This window comes from Streptomyces sp. NPDC037083 (genome assembly GCF_055606485.1).
Genome location: NZ_JBVJSQ010000003.1, coordinates 80,388 through 96,497 on the forward strand (window position 1 = coordinate 80,388; position 16,110 = coordinate 96,497).

11 protein-coding genes, 1 tRNA gene and 1 riboswitch are annotated in these 16,110 nt (G+C 74.5%); of the genes, 9 read left to right on the top strand and 3 right to left on the bottom strand.

Annotated features, from left to right (window positions below):
- Positions 1-21: 21 nt before the first annotated feature.
- Entirely contained in the window at positions 22-6,984 is a 6,963-nt protein-coding gene (locus ACZ7DE_RS09000; RefSeq protein WP_470759074.1) for an SDR family oxidoreductase, read from the bottom strand.
- Positions 6,985-7,731: 747 nt separating this feature from the next.
- On the opposite strand from ACZ7DE_RS09000, the gene ACZ7DE_RS09005 reads away from it, so the two are divergent.
- Both ACZ7DE_RS09005 and ACZ7DE_RS09010 read left to right on the top strand, forming a co-directional pair.
- The gene (locus ACZ7DE_RS09005; protein WP_470759075.1) at positions 7,732-8,928 is read left to right on the top strand and encodes a serine hydrolase domain-containing protein; all 1,197 of its coding nucleotides are present in this window, start codon (positions 7,732-7,734) and stop codon (positions 8,926-8,928) included.
- 114 nt (positions 8,929-9,042) lie between these two features.
- Positions 9,043-9,116 (top strand) — tRNA-Pro (locus ACZ7DE_RS09010).
- Positions 9,117-9,247: 131 nt separating this feature from the next.
- Here the strand turns inward: ACZ7DE_RS09010 and ACZ7DE_RS09015 are convergent.
- Together ACZ7DE_RS09015 and ACZ7DE_RS09020 are read right to left on the bottom strand one after the other, a co-directional pair.
- Positions 9,248-9,604 carry a hypothetical protein gene (locus tag ACZ7DE_RS09015; protein WP_470759076.1) on the bottom strand — a complete coding sequence of 119 codons (357 nt, stop codon included), beginning with the start codon at positions 9,602-9,604 and terminating at the stop codon, positions 9,248-9,250.
- Positions 9,605-9,725: 121 nt separating this feature from the next.
- A complete protein-coding gene (locus ACZ7DE_RS09020; RefSeq protein ID WP_470759077.1) occupies positions 9,726-10,370 on the bottom strand; it encodes a TetR/AcrR family transcriptional regulator in 645 nt (214 codons plus the stop codon).
- 58 nt (positions 10,371-10,428) lie between these two features.
- Between ACZ7DE_RS09020 and ACZ7DE_RS09025 the strand changes: the two genes are divergently transcribed.
- The 7 genes from ACZ7DE_RS09025 (at position 10,429) to ACZ7DE_RS09055 (ending at position 16,059) form a co-directional block, all read left to right on the top strand.
- Positions 10,429-11,115 (top strand): class II aldolase/adducin family protein, encoded by a 687-nt coding sequence (locus tag ACZ7DE_RS09025; protein ID WP_470759078.1) that lies wholly within the window; start codon positions 10,429-10,431, stop codon positions 11,113-11,115.
- Entirely contained in the window at positions 11,112-12,041 is a 930-nt protein-coding gene (locus tag ACZ7DE_RS09030; protein ID WP_470759079.1) for a carbohydrate kinase family protein, read from the top strand. The genes ACZ7DE_RS09025 and ACZ7DE_RS09030 overlap by 4 nt, the downstream gene beginning before the upstream one ends.
- A gap of 329 nt (positions 12,042-12,370) precedes the next feature.
- Positions 12,371-12,493 (top strand): putative leader peptide, encoded by a 123-nt coding sequence (locus ACZ7DE_RS09035; protein ID WP_470759080.1) that lies wholly within the window; start codon positions 12,371-12,373, stop codon positions 12,491-12,493.
- Positions 12,494-12,635: 142 nt separating this feature from the next.
- A complete protein-coding gene (locus ACZ7DE_RS09040; RefSeq protein ID WP_470759081.1) occupies positions 12,636-13,502 on the top strand; it encodes a glutathione S-transferase C-terminal domain-containing protein in 867 nt (288 codons plus the stop codon).
- A 99-nt stretch (positions 13,503-13,601) separates the two neighbouring features.
- A riboswitch (SAM riboswitch) is annotated at positions 13,602-13,721 on the top strand.
- A gap of 32 nt (positions 13,722-13,753) precedes the next feature.
- On the top strand, positions 13,754-13,903 hold the full coding sequence (locus tag ACZ7DE_RS09045) for a hypothetical protein (RefSeq protein ID WP_470759082.1): 150 nt from the start codon (positions 13,754-13,756) through the stop codon (positions 13,901-13,903).
- Positions 13,904-14,107: 204 nt separating this feature from the next.
- The gene (locus ACZ7DE_RS09050) at positions 14,108-15,088 is read left to right on the top strand and encodes an amino acid ABC transporter permease (RefSeq protein ID WP_470759083.1); all 981 of its coding nucleotides are present in this window, start codon (positions 14,108-14,110) and stop codon (positions 15,086-15,088) included.
- A 101-nt stretch (positions 15,089-15,189) separates the two neighbouring features.
- Positions 15,190-16,059 (top strand): amino acid ABC transporter ATP-binding protein, encoded by an 870-nt coding sequence (locus tag ACZ7DE_RS09055; RefSeq protein WP_470759084.1) that lies wholly within the window; start codon positions 15,190-15,192, stop codon positions 16,057-16,059.
- Positions 16,060-16,110 lie beyond the last annotated feature (51 nt).

Sequence of the window (16,110 nt, forward strand, 5' to 3'; positions counted from 1 at the left end):
GGGGTGCGGTCACGGTGACCGTCACCAGCCCGAGGCGGTGTAGACGACCGCGGTGGCGGACTCCTCGCCCCAGGCGAGCTCCCGCAGCAGCGCCGCGGTCCCCTCCTCCGGATCGATCAGCCGGATGCCACGGCGGGCGTACTCGCGGGCCAGCTCCGCCCCGACCATGCCGGCGTGATCGGCCGAGGGCGCCCACGGACCCCAGTGCACGGTCACCGCGCGCCGCCCGGTGCGGGCGGCGAAGGACGCGCCGAGGGTCTCCAGCGCGTCGTTGGCGGCCGCGTAGTCCACCTGGCCCCGGTTGCCCAGGACCGCCGAGATCGAGCCGAACAGCACGGTGAACGCGGGCGGCGCGGGCAGCTCCTCCAGCGCGGCGAGCAGGGCGTCGGCGCCGGTCGCCTTCGTGCCGTAGACGCGCCGGAAGGACTCCGCGCTCTTCTCGGCGATGAGCCGGTCCTCGATCACGCCGGCCGCGTGCACCACGCCGTCGAGCCGGCCGTGCTCGGCATGGATCTCCTTCACCGCCTGCAGCACCGCCTCCGGCTCGCGGAAGTCGACCGATCGGTACCGGGGACGGCCGCCCAGCGCGGCGAGTTCGGTCAGGGTGGCGGTGATCTCCCGCTGGGCCAGCAGCAGTTCGGCGACGCGGTTGATCTCGGCCGGCTTCAGTCCGCCGCGGGCGGCGAGCGCCGCGCGCAGCTCGGCGGGGGTGCGGGCGGACGCGGTGTCCGCGTCCTCCGGACCGTCCGGGGCCGCAGTGCGGCCGAGCAGTTCCAGACGGCAGCGGGCGGCCCCGGCGAGCGCGGCGGCGAACTGGGCGGTGATGCCCCGCGCCCCGCCCGCCAGCAGGACCACCGAGTCCTGGTCGAGGCCGAGCGCGGCAGCCTCCGCGGGGCCGGCCCCGGCCGGTCCGGCGCCCGTGCTGCCGAGCGCGCCGAGCGGAGCCGCCACCAGCTCGAACCCGTGGCGGCCGGCCGGCGTCCGCAGCACGACCGGCGTGCGGTCCGGTGCGACGGCTTCGGCGACCACGGCGTGCGCGAGCGCGGACGGCGAGGGGTCGGCGAGCTCGACGACCCTGGCCACCGTCTGCGGGTACTCGCGCGCCACGGTCCGGAACAGACCGCGCAGACCCGCGGTCCTGGGGTCGGGGGCCGCGCCGTCGGCGGGCCGGACGGCCAGCAGCCATCGCGGGCCGCGTGCCAGGGCGGCCTGCAGGACGGGGAACGAGTCGGGCAGCACGGGCGTGTCGTCGGCGCCCGCGAGGGCCCCGAGCCACAGCACCCCGTCCACCGGCCCGTCGGCCTCGGTCAGGACATGGTCCCGGGCGCGTACGTCGACGTCGGCGCCGTGGGACGCCAGGCGGGCGGCGACCTCCGGCGCGTCGCCGAGCAGGATCCAGCGGGCGCCCGCGAGCGCGGACGACGGGTCGGGGTGAGCGCCGGTGCGCTCGTCGAGGAGGACCGGTCGCATCAGACGCCGTCCAGGGGGTTCGCCGGTGACCGCGTCCTGGCGGGGCTCCGGAACCGGGGCGGGGGCCGGGGGCGGGTCGGCCGGGGCGGCGGACTGCTCGGCCGGTGCGTCCATCCGCGCGGTCAGCCAGTCGGTCACCGCGGCGGCCGTCCGTGCCTTCGCCAGCTCCTCCAGCGCGTCGTCGTCCAGCGCGGCGAGGTCGGCGCCGGCTCCGGCGCCCAGGCGGCGGGCGAGTTCGCCCGCGATCTCGGCCCGTTTGATGGAGTCGATGCTGAGGTCCGCCTCCAGGTCGAGGTCGGGTTCGATCATGTCGACGGGATAGCCGGTGCGCTCGCTGATGATCTCCAGGACGACCTGCTGGACGTCGACCGCCCCGGCGGGCTCAACGGCTGCGGGCTCAACGGCTGCGGGCTCCGCGGCGGCCGCAGCGTCCTGGTCCGGGGCCGTCGTCCGCGGCTGTGCCGAGGGGAGCTGCGGCACGGCCTGGAGGACCTGCGGGGGCGAGTCGGGCCGTGCGCCCGGGGTGGAGCCGAGGTAGGTGAGCAGCACGTCCCGTTGGGCGGCGACCATCTCCCGGCTGGTGCGCAGGAATTCGGAGATGAGCGCGTCCCGGTCGGACGGGACGCCGTGCGGGGGGTTCGTCGTCACAGTCGTCGGTGTCCTTTCGACGGGGTCCACGACTCGTCGGGCCGGTGCGAGCGCACCGGGAAGGAGGGCGCCGTCGGCGGTGCGGACCAGATGGCCGTCGACCGTCCAGCCGGGTCGCTTCGGCGCCGGGGTGCGCGCCGCGTCCACCGCGTCGCGGCCGCGCAGCAGCCACCCGGCGCGCACCGGCAGTCCCGCGACGGCGAGTTCGGCGAGGGCGTCGAGCCAGCCGCGCAGGCCGCTGCCGGGCCGGGGTTCGCAGGCCACCGTGCGGTGCGGGCGGTCGCCGAGGATCTGCCCGGCCAGCCGGGTCAGCACCGAGCCGGGGCCGGCCTCGACGAAGACGCGCGCCCCGGCCTCGTACATCGCCTCGATCTGCTCGACGAAGGCGACCGGGGCGCCGATCTGGGCGGCGAGTTCGGCCCGCACCGCGTCGCCGTCGGCGGGGTAGGGGGCGGCCGTGCGGTTGGACCACACCGGGAACTCGGGCGCGTGCACCGGCCTGACGGCGAGCGCCTCGGCGAACCGGTCGGCGGCGCCGGCGACCAGCGGGCTGTGGAAGGCGCAGGCGACGGGGATGCGCTTGGCTCCGTAGCCGGCCTCGCGCAGCAGCCGGACGGCCTCGGCGACGGCGTCGGTCGGACCCGAGATCACCGTCTGCTCGGGCGCGTTGCGGTTGGCGACGACGACGTCGTCCGGCGCGGACGCCGCCTTGAGCGCCTGCGCCACGTCCTCGGCGCCGGCCGAGACCGCGGCCATCGTCCCGGGGTCGGATCCGCCGCTCTCGCCGCCCCCGGCGGACTGCGCGGCCCGCAGGATCGCCGTCGCGCGCTCCGCACTCAGTTCCAGCAGCGTCTCGGGGGTCAGGGCGCCGGCCGCGCACAGGGCGACCAGCTCGCCGTAGCTGTGCCCGGCGGCCATGTCCGGCCGCACCCCGGCCGCGGTGAGGACGGCGTGCGCGGCGAGCCCGGCGACGCCGAGGGCGGGCTGGGCCACGCGGGTGTCCGTCAGCGCGGCCCGCTGCCTCTCGCGCACGGCGTCGTCGAAGGCGGCCGGCGGATACAGCGTGTCGGCATGGGCGCGGGCGAGCTCCAGGTAGGGGCGCAGCTCGGGGAAGGCGACGAACAGGTCGGCGAGCATGCCGGTGCGCTGGCTGCCCTGGCCCGGGAAGAGGAAGGCGACCTTGGCGTCGCCCGGGTCGTCCGCGCCGGCGGGAGCGGCCCGGTGGACGCCGTGCGCCGGAGCGTCCTCGGTGGGGTCGGCGAAGGCCCGTCGCACCTTCTCGACCAGGTCGTCCACGTCCGTCGCCACGATGGCGACCCGGGCCGGATCCCCGCTCGCGTCCGACCGCCGGGCCGCGCTCAGCGCGAGGTCCCGCAGCCGCCACGGCCGGCCCGGCGCCTCGGCGGCCTTCAGCAGCTCCTCCATCGCCCGGCGGACCGCGCTCTCGTCCCGTCCGCGGAAGACGAACAGTTCGGCCGGCCAGGCGTCCAGTCCCCGCACGGGCGGTACGCCGCCCGCGTGAGCGGCCAGCACCACGTGGAAGTTGGTCCCGCCGAAGCCGAACGCGCTCACCCCGGCGACCCGTTCCGCCGCGGGGGCCGCCCAGGGCCGGGCCTCGGCATGGAAGGCGAAGGGGCTGGAGTCCTGCTCCCAGGCCGGGTTGGGCGTCTCGACGTGCAGGGTGGGCGGCCGGACGCCGGTGTGCAGGGCCAGCAGCGTCTTGATCAGCCCGGCGAGTCCGGCGGCGCACTTGGTGTGGCCGATCTGCGACTTCACCGACCCGAGCACGCAGCCGCCCGGTCTCGCCCCGGCCTCGGCGAACACCTCGCTGAGGATGCGCAGTTCGGTGCGGTCGCCGACCACCGTGCCGGTGCCGTGCGCCTCGACGAGCCCGACGTCGGCGGGGGAGACGCCCGCGTTGCGGTAGGCGCGCTCCAGGGCCGAGCGCTGGCCCTCGGGCCGGGGCGCGGTCAGACCGAGGGAGCGGCCGTCGCTGGAGGAGCCCAGTCCCTTGATGACTCCGTAGATCCGGTCGCCGTCCCGCTCGGCGTCCGCGAGCCGCTTGAGCACGACGCAGGCGACGCCCTCGCCGAGCGCGATGCCGTCCGCCGAGCCGTCGAAGGCGCGCGAGCGGCCGGTCGGCGACAGGGCGTGCACGGAGGAGAACAGGACATAGTCGTTGATGCCGTTGTGCAGGTCGGCGCCGCCGCACAGCACCACGTCGGAGGTGCCGGCGACCAGCTCCTTGCAGGCGACGTCCACCGCGGCCAGCGAGGAGGCGCAGGCGGCGTCGACGGTGTAGTTGGCGCCGCCGAGGTCGAGCCGGTTGGCGATCCGGCCCGAGATGACGTTGGCTAGCATGCCGGGGAAGGAGTCCTCGGTGAGCCGCGGGAGCTGTTCGTCCAGACCCGCCGGGACGCGGCCGTAGTACGAGGGCAGCACCGCCCGCAGCGTGGCCGCGTTCGACAGGTCGCTGCCCGCCTCGGCGCCGAACACCACAGAGGTGCGGGAGCGGTCGAACTCCCGTCCCCCGTCGCCGTATCCGGCGTCGTCCAGCGCCCGCCGGGCGGCCTCCAGGGACAGCAGCTGGACCGGTTCGACGCTGCCGAGGGAGGCCGGCGGGATGCCGTAGCGCAGGGGGTCGAAGGGGATGCGGGGCAGGAAACCGCCCCACTTGGACGGGGTGGACTCGCCGTGGTGGACGGCCGGGTCCCAGCGCTCGGCCGGCACCTCGCTCACCGCGTCCACGCCGGCCACCACGTTCGCCCAGAACGCGGGCAGGTCGGGCGCCTGCGGGAACATGCACGCCATGCCGACGACGGCGACGTCGAGCGGAGCGGGCGCGACCGGCTCCCGCACCTCGCTCGCCGGAGCCGACTGCGCGGCCCGCAGGGCGAGATGCTCGGCGGCGCCCGTCGTCACCGAGGCGTGCAGCGCCGCCACGGTCGTGGTGGCCGAGCGCAGCACGGCCACCTCGCCGGCCATGAACATCCCCTCGGCGAGCTGGCGTCGCTCGTCGGCGGGGGTGAGGGCGCCGTCGGCGGACCGGGCGACGCCCTTGCTGGCGATGCGCAGCCGGCCGACGTTGAGCCGCTCCAGCTCCTCCCAGATCCGCCGGTCCGGCACGCCCTCGGCGCGCAGCCGGGCCTCCTGGTCGCGGTATCCGGCGGCGAACGGGCTCGGCACGCAGCGCGTCGCGTGTCCCGGCGCCGACTCCAGCAGCGTGGTGCGCTCGGCGTCCAGGACCTGCCGCTGGAAGAGCGGCCGGATCGCCCCGCGCGACACGGCCTCCTCGGTGAACAGGTACGCGGTGCCCATCAGCACGCCGACGGCCGCGCCGCGCGCGGTCAGCGGCGCGGCGAGCGCGGCGACCATCGCCGCCGACCGCTCGTCGTGCACTCCGCCGGCGAAGAACACCTCGACGTCGTCGGCCTCGCGGCCCTCCAGGAAGTCCTCCAGGACGGCGAGTTGGGCCTCCCAGAGCGCGAAGCTGCCGCGTGGTCCCACATGGCCGCCGCACTCCGAGCCCTCGAACACGAACCGGCGCGCCCCGGCCTGGAGGAACTGCCGCAGCAACCCGGGGGAGGGCACGTGCAGAAACGTCCGGATGCCGTCCTGCTCCAGGGCCTGCGCCTGGGACGGCCGCCCGCCCGCGATGATCGCGTGCGTCGGCCGCACCTCCCGTACGGCCTCCAGCTGGGCCGCGCGCACGTCCTCCGGCGCGAATCCGAGGACGCCCACGCCCCAGGGCCGGCCGGCCACCGCGTCGCGGGTCTCGGTCAGCATCGTCCGCGTCCGTGGGCCGTCCGCCAGCGCCAGGGCGAGGAAGGGCAGCGCCCCGTCGGCGGCCACCGCCGCGGCGAACGCGGGCCCGTCGCTCACCCGCGTCATCGGCCCCTGAGCGACGGGCAGCCGGGTGCCGAGCGCCCGGCTCATCGGCGACCCGGGCCGCAGGGCCCGTGTGGCCGTGTCGTCGCGGACGGCGTCCAGCACCGCGTCCCGCAGGGCGCGCACCGTCCGGCGCACATCGCCCCACCGTTCGGCGAACCGGGCGGCGAGGAAGCCGTCCTGGCCCACCGGCAGCAGCTGAACACGCGGATCCTGCGCGCCCAGCAGCGCCGCCACCTCCTGCGGTCCGGCGCCCTCCGCGACGCGCGGGGCGTCCGGGCCCCGCCGCAGCAGAACACGGTGACCGGCCAGGACGACGGTCTCCGAACCGTCGAGAGTGCGCAGCGCGGCGGCGGCCGGTTCGGGCAGCGACGACTCGGCGAGCAGCGCGAGCTGGCCGTCGAGGACGACTCCGGCGGCCCCGCCGGCCACCGCGGCGGCGGCCGTCCGCGGGCCGATGCCGCCGCACGCCCACACGGGCAGGGTCACCTCGGGCGCGGCCAGGAGCTGCTGGAGCAGGACGAAGGCGTTCAGTTCGCCGATCCGTCCGCCGCACTCGGCGCCGCGAGCGATCAGGCCGTGCGCCCCGGCGCGTAACGCGTCCCGTGCGCCCGCCAGGTCGGTGACCTCGACGAGCACACGAAAGCGCGCCGCGAGCTCGGCGACCGGCCAGGCCGCCCCGGCCGCGGCGCGCGCTTCCCCGGCTGCCGCCCCGGCCGCGAGGACCACGGTGTGGGGACCGTCCGGATCCAGGTCGGCCGGGGTGAGCCGGCAGTGCGCGTCGACCCGGACGCCGAACCCGCCCGGAGCCGCGCGCCGCAGCCGGGAGAGCGCCTCGCGCGTTCTTCGGTCGCCGGGCCCGAGATCGAGCACGCCGAGACCGCCCGCCCGGCCGACCGCCAGGGCGAGTCCGGCGTCGGGCTCGCCGAACGGGGTGATGCCGATGATCATGTCCTCGGAGCGCACAGCGGACGTCATGATTCTCCGAATCAAGGGTGAGACTGCACGGTGGGGGGTTCGGGACAGCAAAGGCGGCTCACCGGCTTCCTGCGGGGAGAGGCCCACCGCGGAACGCCGTTCTAAAGCGCGTGCTCGAAACGGGTTGAAAGGTAGTGGCCTTGTTACTCACTGGTCAACGTTCGAACGATCGGCCGGTAACCAGCCGTATCGATTCGGTCAGTCACGCGTGGAGGACCAGGAGGGAGGAAATCGGATGAATTCCTTTCCGTCTAGGGCTCGTTCACCCCGTAATCACATCGTAGAAACATGAACGACCGTGAGAAATGAGTTCCTTTGGACCGCATGTCCGAAGACGGGGGCGCATTCCCGGCGTTGATCGGATGACGGGGAAAATTCTGCGTGTCGCCCCCGGAGTGACCGGAAGGGTCCCTGCTCGCGACCGCGCCCGCCGTTCACCCTCCGGGACGGGTATTGACGCGGGCCGGGCAGCCGCCAAGACTGACGTGACTTCGCAGTCGGGCCGGTCCTCGGGAGGTCGTCGACCGGCTTGGCTGCGTGGTCCCGGCCCCGGCCTCGGCGGGGGCCGGCGTGCCAGGGCGTCGCGTCGAGGGCGCACGCGCGGATCGGGACCGGCGCTGTGTGACGGCAGCCCCGGGGGGCGGGTTCCGGCCGCAGGCCGTGCCGACTCCTCCGTACGGGTTCCGGGGCGCAGGCGCCCGAGTGTTGGCGTCGGGGCCGTTGTGACGATCGGCCCATAGTGCGCCTATGACGCGTACCCGTACGGCGCTGCTCTGCGCCGCCGCCCTCCTCGCCTCGACCCTCCAGACCGCGGTCGCGACCGGCGTCCCCGACCGCCACGGCCAGGCGTGCACCGCCACCCGCGGCCCCGAGGGCCGGGCGCGCGAGGTCCTCGACGTCGTCCGGCGGGCCCAGCGGGAGCTCGACCTCAAGGCCGCCCTGGTCAAGGTCACGATCGACGGGCATGAGCTGGTCACCGGCGCGGTCGGCGAGTCGCTGACGGGCGTGCCCGCCACCCCCGCCATGCATTTCCGGACCGGATCGGTCGGCATCGCCTTCATGGGCACCGTCCTGCTCCAGCTGGTCGACGAGGGCCGGGTGGACCTGGACGCCCCCGTCTCCCGCTGGCTGCCCGACCTGCCGCACGGCGACGAGATCACCCTGCGCATGCTCGGCGACTCCACCTCGGGCCTGCACGACTACGTCGCCGACCCGGCCTTCCTGAAGAAGCTCTACGCCGACCCGTGGCAGCACTGGACGCCCGAGGAGGTCGTCGGATTCTCGCTGAGCCACCCCCTGTGGTACGAGCCCGGCACCAACTGGAGTTACTCGCACGCCAACTTCGTCCTCCTGGGCCGCGCCCTGGAGAAGATCACCGGCACCCCGCTCGACCGTCTCCTGCGTGAGCGGATCGTCCGGCCGCTCGGTCTGCGCAACACGCGCGACAACGACACCGCGCTCATCCCGCCGCCCGTCCTGCACGCCTACGACGACGAACGCGGCACCTACGAGGAGTCCACGTACTGGAACCCCTCCTGGACCACCGCCCCCGGCGCCGTCCTCACGCAGGACATCTGCGACCTCGCCCGTTCCGGGCAGGCCGTCGGCTCCGGCGAACTGCTCTCACCGGCCGCCTTCCGCACCCAGCTCGACCCGGGCACGGTCGGTCTCGGGCACCCGACGGACGTCTGCCCCGCGACCGTCTGTCTGCCCATGACCGAGGACTTCCACTTCGGCCTCGGCGTCCTGGTCAAGAACGGCTGGGTGGCGCAGAACCCGTCCTTCTTCGGCTACGCGGCCGTGATGGCGTACGAGCCGAGCGAGCGGCTGACCATCGCGGTGTCGACCACTGTGGGCCCGAACGCGCCCGGCGGCAACACCGCCCAGACCGTCACCGAGCGGATCGCGGCTCTGCTCGACCCGGAACACCCGCTCGGGGACTGAACCGAGCCGGCCGGCGGGCCTCCGCGGCCCCGCCCTGCCGGCGCTGCTCCGCCTCGGCCTCGTACGGTAAGGTCGACGTGCGCGTTCCCGCAGCTCACCGCCGCGGAAGCGCGACGGGACGTGGCGCAGCTTGGTAGCGCACTTGACTGGGGGTCAAGGGGTCGCAGGTTCAAATCCTGTCGTCCCGACTCGCGTGGACGCGGGGTCGGTTCATGGGCGCCCGCACAGCCGGCCCCGGCCGGGAGCCCCGGCGGGGCAGCCCGCACCGCCGGACCGCCCGCCCGGACCGCGGCGGTGGCCCGCACCCGCCCGGCAGCGGTCACCGGAACTCGTGGACGACCTCGATCCCGCCCACGATATGGGCGTTGAACTCCTCCAACTCCTCTGCGGGCACCCACAGTTCGAGGATCGTCCGGCCGCCGGCCCGCTGGACCGGGTATCTGCGCAGGAACTCCGAGTCGACCTCGAACCGGGTCACGTAACCGGCGCCGTCGTGCTTGACGTTCCAGTCCCGGGCGATCCTGACCGCGTAGTCCTCGTTGAGGACCGGATAGAAGATCGGCTGCTCGGGGAGGCGGGGCGGCCAGGCGCGCCACGCGAGGTCGCGCACCAGGGCCAGTTCCACCGGGCCGGTGGGTCGCCACAGGGTCGTCGTGGTGCGGTCCTGCGTGGTCACGGTGATCGCCTTCCGGGTGCGGCGACCACGGACCCGGTCGCCTCCGGAACCCGACGGTATCCACCCCTCCGGCGCGCCGGCCAGCGACTTTCGTCCCGTCCGGCCGCCGGTCCGGCGGCACTCACCCGTACCGTGCGACGACCTCGGTGAGATAGCCGCGCAGCATCGCCTTCGCCTCGTCGAGGAGGTCCGTGTCGCCCTCCGGGTTGCGGCGGAAGGCCTCCTGGGCGAGCGCGTCGGCGGCGAGGATCGCGGCGTGGCAGGCCCGCGCCAGCGCCTCGTCGTCGCGGGCCACGTCCAGCGCGAGCAGGACCCGGCGGATCCCGTCGGCCATCCGCCGCTTGTGCTCGCGGTCCGCGGCACGGGTCCGCTCGGTCAGCCCGCTGCCGAACCACAGGGCGCGGAAGCCGTGTTCGGTGCGGTAGACGCCGGAGCAGGTGTCGACGAGGACGCCCACGGGATCGTCCCACCGCTCGTCCGCCGCGGTCCGGGCCAGTTCGTCCATGACGCCCTCGAGGCGGGCGAAGTAGCCCGTCGCGAGCGCGTCGATGATCGCTCCGCGGTCGGGGAGGTACTGGTACAGGGAGCCGACCGACACCTTGGCCTCGGCCGCGACCCGCGTCGTGGTGAGCGCCTCCACTCCCTCGTCCACCAGGATGCGCTCGGCGGCCTGCAGCATCAGGGCCAGACGCGCCTTGCTGCGCGCCTGGCGGGGGGTGCGGCGCAGGGGGGTGGCGCCGTCGGGGCCCGCGGTCGGCTGGACCAAGGAACTGCCTCCAAACGTGAACGTGACTTTGTTTCACGTTTACGCTACCTTCGCGCCCATGACCGCCTCAAGCTCGACGCTGAGTCAGGAGCGGGCCGCCGTGGCGGACGCCTGCCGGCTTCTGGGGGCCGAGGGCCTCCTCATCGGCACGGCCGGCAATGTGAGCGTCCGCGTCGGCGACCGGGTCGCGATCACCGCCACCGGAGCGGTGCTCGCCCGCCTCACCCCGGACCAGGTGACCGTCGTCGACCTCGACGGGAAGGTGGTGGCCGGAGATCTGCGGCCCACCTCGGAACTCGAGCTGCACCTCGGCGTCTACCACCGCTACGGCACCGGGGCGGTCGTTCACACCCACGCCCCGATGGCCACCGCCGTCTCCTGCGTGCTCGACGAACTCCCCTGCGTCCACTACCAGTTGCTCGCCCTCGGCGGCACGGTGCGGGTCGCGCCGTACGCCACCTTCGGCACCCCCGAACTCGCCGAGTCGGTGCTCGCCGCGCTCGACGGCCGCAGCGCCGCCCTGATGGCCAACCACGGCGCGGTCACCCACGCGACGACCCTCGACAAGGCGGTCGGGAACGCGCTGCTCCTCGAATGGGCCTGCGGCGTCTACCAGCGCGCCGCCGCCATGGGCCGGCCGCGCGTCCTCGACGAGCGGCAGCAACTCGCCGTGATCGAGGCCGCGATCGCCCGCGACTACGGCACCACCCACCCCGTTCCCCCCGCGCAGGAGGAAAGCCGATGAACGTCTTCACGATGGGCGTGCACGTACTGGACGTACTGGTGCGGCCGGTGGAGGAGATACCCGAGGGCCAGGGCGCGACGCTCGTCGAGGACATCCGGATGACCGCCGCCGGGACCGCCGGCGGCACCGCCCTCACGCTTGCCAAGCTCGGCGCCGAGGTGCGCAGCGCCGGCGCCGTGGGCTCGGACCCGACCGGCGACATGCTGGTGCAGCTGCTCGACCGGGCGGGCGTCGACACCCGCTTCCTCGTCCGCCGCACCGACACCGCCACCTCCGCGAGCGTGCTGCCGATCCGGCCCAACGGCGACCGGCCCTCGCTGCACCTGCTCGGCGCCAACATCACCTACGGCCTGGACGACGTCCCCTGGGACGCCCTCGCCGAGGCGACGCATCTGCACCTCGGGGGACCGGAGTTGATCGGCGTCGACGTCGCCGCGCGCATCCTGTCCTACGCCAAGGAACACGGCGTCGTCACGTCCGTGGACCTGCTCGCCCCCGGTGTCCTCGGCAGCTTCGAGCAGATCGAGGCGGCCCTGCCCCACATCGACCATCTGCTGCCCAACGAGGACCAGGTCCTCGGCTTCACCGGCGAGAGCGACCTGCTGGCGGGCGCGCGCAAGCTGCTGGCCGCCGGTGCGGGCGTGGTGGCCGCGACCCGCGGCGGGGACGGCGCGCTGGTGGTCACCGCGGACGGCGCGGAACCGGTGCCCGCCTTCGTCGTCGACGTCGTCGACACCACCGGCTGCGGAGACGCCTTCTCGGCGGGCTACCTGCGGGGCGTCAGCCTCGGCCGTACGCCGGGCGACGCCGCGATCCTCGGCAGCGCCGCCGCCGCCCTCGTCGCGCAGGGCCTCGGCAGCGACCACGGCGACTTCGACCTCGCGGCCGCCGACGAGTTCGCGGCGACGAACAAGCCCCGCCAGTGACCCGACCGCCTCCGGCGTGATGTCGGGCGCCGCCGCCGGCGGCACCCGCGTCCACGGTCGTCGGCAAGCCGGGCGGGGTGCCGGCCGATGTCCGCGAGCCGCCCCGCACCGCCTCCTCGGCGGGCCGGCCCGTGCGTGCGGGGCACGCCGTCGACCGTTCTCGCGCCCGTGGCGCTGCCCGTCGTCGGCCCAGCGGCCCGCATCCGCGGCCCCGCCCCGGCGTGCACGCGGCGGGCCGCCCCGTATTCACCTGGTGGACGCCCCCTTGACGGGCGCTCGGGGTGGATCGACACTCGATCCGGGAATCCTAGTGAACGGGTAGGGAAACAATGGGGCGACTGGAGCCGATCACCGGCCGAGCGAGCCGCACGGCCTGGTCCTCGCCCCTTCTCACCTCCCGCCGTCACATCGACCTGCAGCGCGTCTGCAGCGCGATCAGCTCCCAGGGCTGAGCCGGGCCCGTCCCCGCGCCGAACCGCACCGGCGGTGTCCCGCGGGCACGGCCGTACCCGGCACGCGCACACGAGGTCCGCCCCCTTCGCCGTCGCATCCGCCGCGCGCACGCCCTCAGTGCGCCCCGCCCCGGGGAGAGTCATGTCCGTCACACCTCTGGCCGCCGTCCACCCCGCCGCCCGTCCCGCCCCCGCCTTCCGGGGCCGGATCGGCCAGGACGCGCGCAGCGGCCACTACGCCGTGCCGCGCCGCTACCGCCTGCATCTGGCGGCGGCCGATCCCGACTGTCTGCGCATCGCCGTCACCCACAGCCTCCTCGGCCTGGACGAGATCTGCCCGGTCACCTTCCTGCCGGCCGTGCCCGACCGCGCCGACGGCGGCCACTCGGCGCTGCGCCCCCTGTACGAAGCGAGCGCGCACCGCTACACCGGACCGGCCCTCGCTCCGGTGCTCAGCGACGACTGGTCGGGGCGCATCGTCAGCAGCCACGGCCCCGACATCGCCCGGGACCTCGCCCGGCGCTTCGGCGGCGGCCGGCCTGCGCTGTACCCGTGCGGGGCCGAGTCCCAGATCGAGGCCGTCGAGCGGATGTGCGCGCAGGGCATCGAGGCGGCCGCCCAGCGGGCCGGAGCGGCGGACGCCGACGAGGAGGAGCGCGCCGCCGCCCTCGACAGGCTGCTCACGACGCTCGGGGTGCTGGAGCGCGGGCTGGGTGACCACACGTACCTGATCAGTGATCAGATCTCGGCCGCGGACGTCGAGTTGTGGGTCGCGCTGGTCCAGCTCGACACCGTGCACCGGCACCACCTGGACGCGGCCGCCGTGCACCGCATCGCCGACCACCCCGGCCTGTGGGCCTACGCCCGCCGCCTGGCCGCCCACCCGGCCTTCGGCGTCCACCTCGACCTGGACGCCGTCGCCCGCCGCCATCACGCCCGTTGCCAGGGCCTGGAGGCCGCCGGCGCCGCCGTCCAGATCCTGGACTGGGAGAGCTACACCACGGACTGAGCGGCGGTCCGACCGCAGGTCGACCGCCCCCGACCCGGTCCATCCACTGGACCGGCGTTGACATTCGTTCGGGCAACTGCCTTACTTGCGGCCCAGAACGGTCATGAGCGTCAGCGACAAGCCCTGGCTGGCTGACCGGCAACCCTCGCTCCGCGGTGGGGTGCCCCAGGTGACGACCGGACCGACGTCTCAGCGATGACGCATCGGTAAGCGCGAGGCCCCAAGGGGCCGGAACAGTGAAGGTGACGGACATGTACGCAGCTCATCGGACGGCGCCCCGTCGCCCCCGGGGCTGCGTACGGCCGTACCTCGACATCCTGGTCGCCAACCGCGCCGTCGACCTGCTCCGTGTGAACAGCGCACTGTGTACCGCACCGGGCCGTGCCCGCCGCCGGGGCTGAATCCTCGCCTTCGCCCCGCTTCGCGATCCTGACGAACACCGCCCGAGCGGTGTGCCGTCGCCCGCCCCACCCCGGTCTCCGTCACGCATCCGTGCGCCGTGCCCATGCGCTCCCGCAGCGGTCCCCGCCGCCTTGCCCGAGCGCGCCGTGGCCGCCCCACCTGCGCGGTGCCCCGGGGTGCCCGACTCCCACCGGAGCACCGTCATGAGTGAACCCCCGGGCGCCGTGGCCCTCGCCGAGGCCGCACCCGCCGTCGACATCCCGTCGCAGAAGCTCACCGCCCAGCGGGTCCAGCCGCTGCGCCGGCCGGGCCGCTGGATGGCCACCGCCGTGGTACTCGTCCTGGTGGCGCAGTTCGCCCACGGACTGCTCTCCAACCCCTTCTACCAGTGGGACCGTTTCGGCTACTGGTTCCTGCGGCCGGTGATCCTCGACGGACTGCTGATCACCCTGGAAGTGGCCGCCTACAGCGCGGTGCTGGGCCTCCTCGGCGGCATCCTGCTCGCCGTCGCCCGTCTCTCGAAGAGCCCGGTGCTGCGCGCGGTCAGCTGGACCTACGTGTGGGCGCTGCGCTCCATCCCGCTGATCGTGGTGCTGCTCTTCCTGTACAACTTCAGCGCCCTGTACCAGACCCTCAGCGTGGGTGTTCCGTTCGGCCCCGCCTTCTTCCGCTTCGACGAGTCGCGGCTCGCCACGGACATGGTGATCGCCGTCGTCGGTCTCAGCCTCAACGAGGCGGCCTACGCCGCCGAAGTGGTCCGCGGCGGCATCCTCTCCGTCGACCAGGGCCAGCACGAGGCGGCCGCCGCGCTCGGCCTGCCCAGGCGCTACCAGTTCTGGAGGATCGTCTTCCCGCAGGCCCTGCGGTCGATCACCCCGAACTACGTCAACCAGCTGATCGGCCTGGTCAAGTCCACCTCGCTGGTCTTCTACGTGTCCCTGCTGGACCTGTTCGGCACCGCGCAGACCATGGGGGCCACCTACCCCGGCGACATCGTGCCGCTGCTGCTGGTCGTCACCGTCTGGTACCTGATCCTGACCAGCCTCGTGTCCGTCGTCCAGTTCTACGTCGAGCGGTACTACGCCCGGGGCGCCACGCGCTCCCTGCCGCCGACGCCGCTTCAGAAACTGCGGACCGGTCTCACCGACCTGCGGGCCCGCATCCGCCGGGAGGCCGCCGTATGACCACCGGAGCCGCGAAGAAGACCGGGGCCGCGAAGAAGGACGGAGCCGTGAGGAACGCAAGGTCCGCGGAGAACGCAGGAGTTGTGAGGAACACAGGAGCTGTGAGGGACGCCGGGACCGGGACGATCGCCGGGGCCGCCGGGATCGCCGGGGCCGCCGGGATCGCGGAGGTCGCCGGGATAGCGGGGGACGCCGGGATCGCGGGGGACGCGCCCGCCACCGTCGAGGTGCACGGCGTGCACAAGTGGTACGGCGCCCACCGGGTCCTGGACGGGGTGAGTCTGACCGTGCGGCCCGGCGAGGTCACCGTGATCCTCGGCCCGTCCGGCTCCGGCAAGTCCACCCTGCTGCGGGTCATCAACCATCTGGAGAAGCCCGAGATCGGCCATGTCAGCGTCAACGGCGAACCGATCGGCGTCCGCCGGCACCGCGACCGGCTGCGCGAGCTGAGCGAACGGGCCATCCTGGCCCAGCGCGGCCGGATCGGCTTCGTCTTCCAGAACTTCAACCTCTTCCCGCACCTGACCGTGCTGGACAACGTCGCCGCCGCCCCGGTGGCCACGGGGAAGCTCGCCAAGCCCCAGGCCCTGGAACTGGCCCGTGCGCTCCTCGGCCGCGTCGGCCTGGCCGACAAGGCCGCCGCCTATCCGAGGCAGTTGTCCGGCGGACAGCAGCAGCGGGTCGCCATCGCCCGCGCTCTCGCGCTGCGTCCCGGCGTGATCCTCTTCGACGAGCCGACCTCCGCCCTCGACCCCGAGCTCGTCGGCGAGGTCCTGGCCGTCATCAAGGACCTCGCGGCCGGCGGCACCACGCTCGTCATCGTCACCCACGAGATCGGCTTCGCCCGCGAGATCGCGGACGAGGTCGTCTTCCTCGACGGCGGCAGGATCGTCGAGCAGGGCCCGCCGGACGAGGTCCTCGACAACCCCCGGCACGAGCGGACCCGGGACTTCCTCGGCAAGGTGCTCTGACACCGCCGCGCCACGACTTCCCCCCACACCACCACCCCTCCCTCCAGTCAC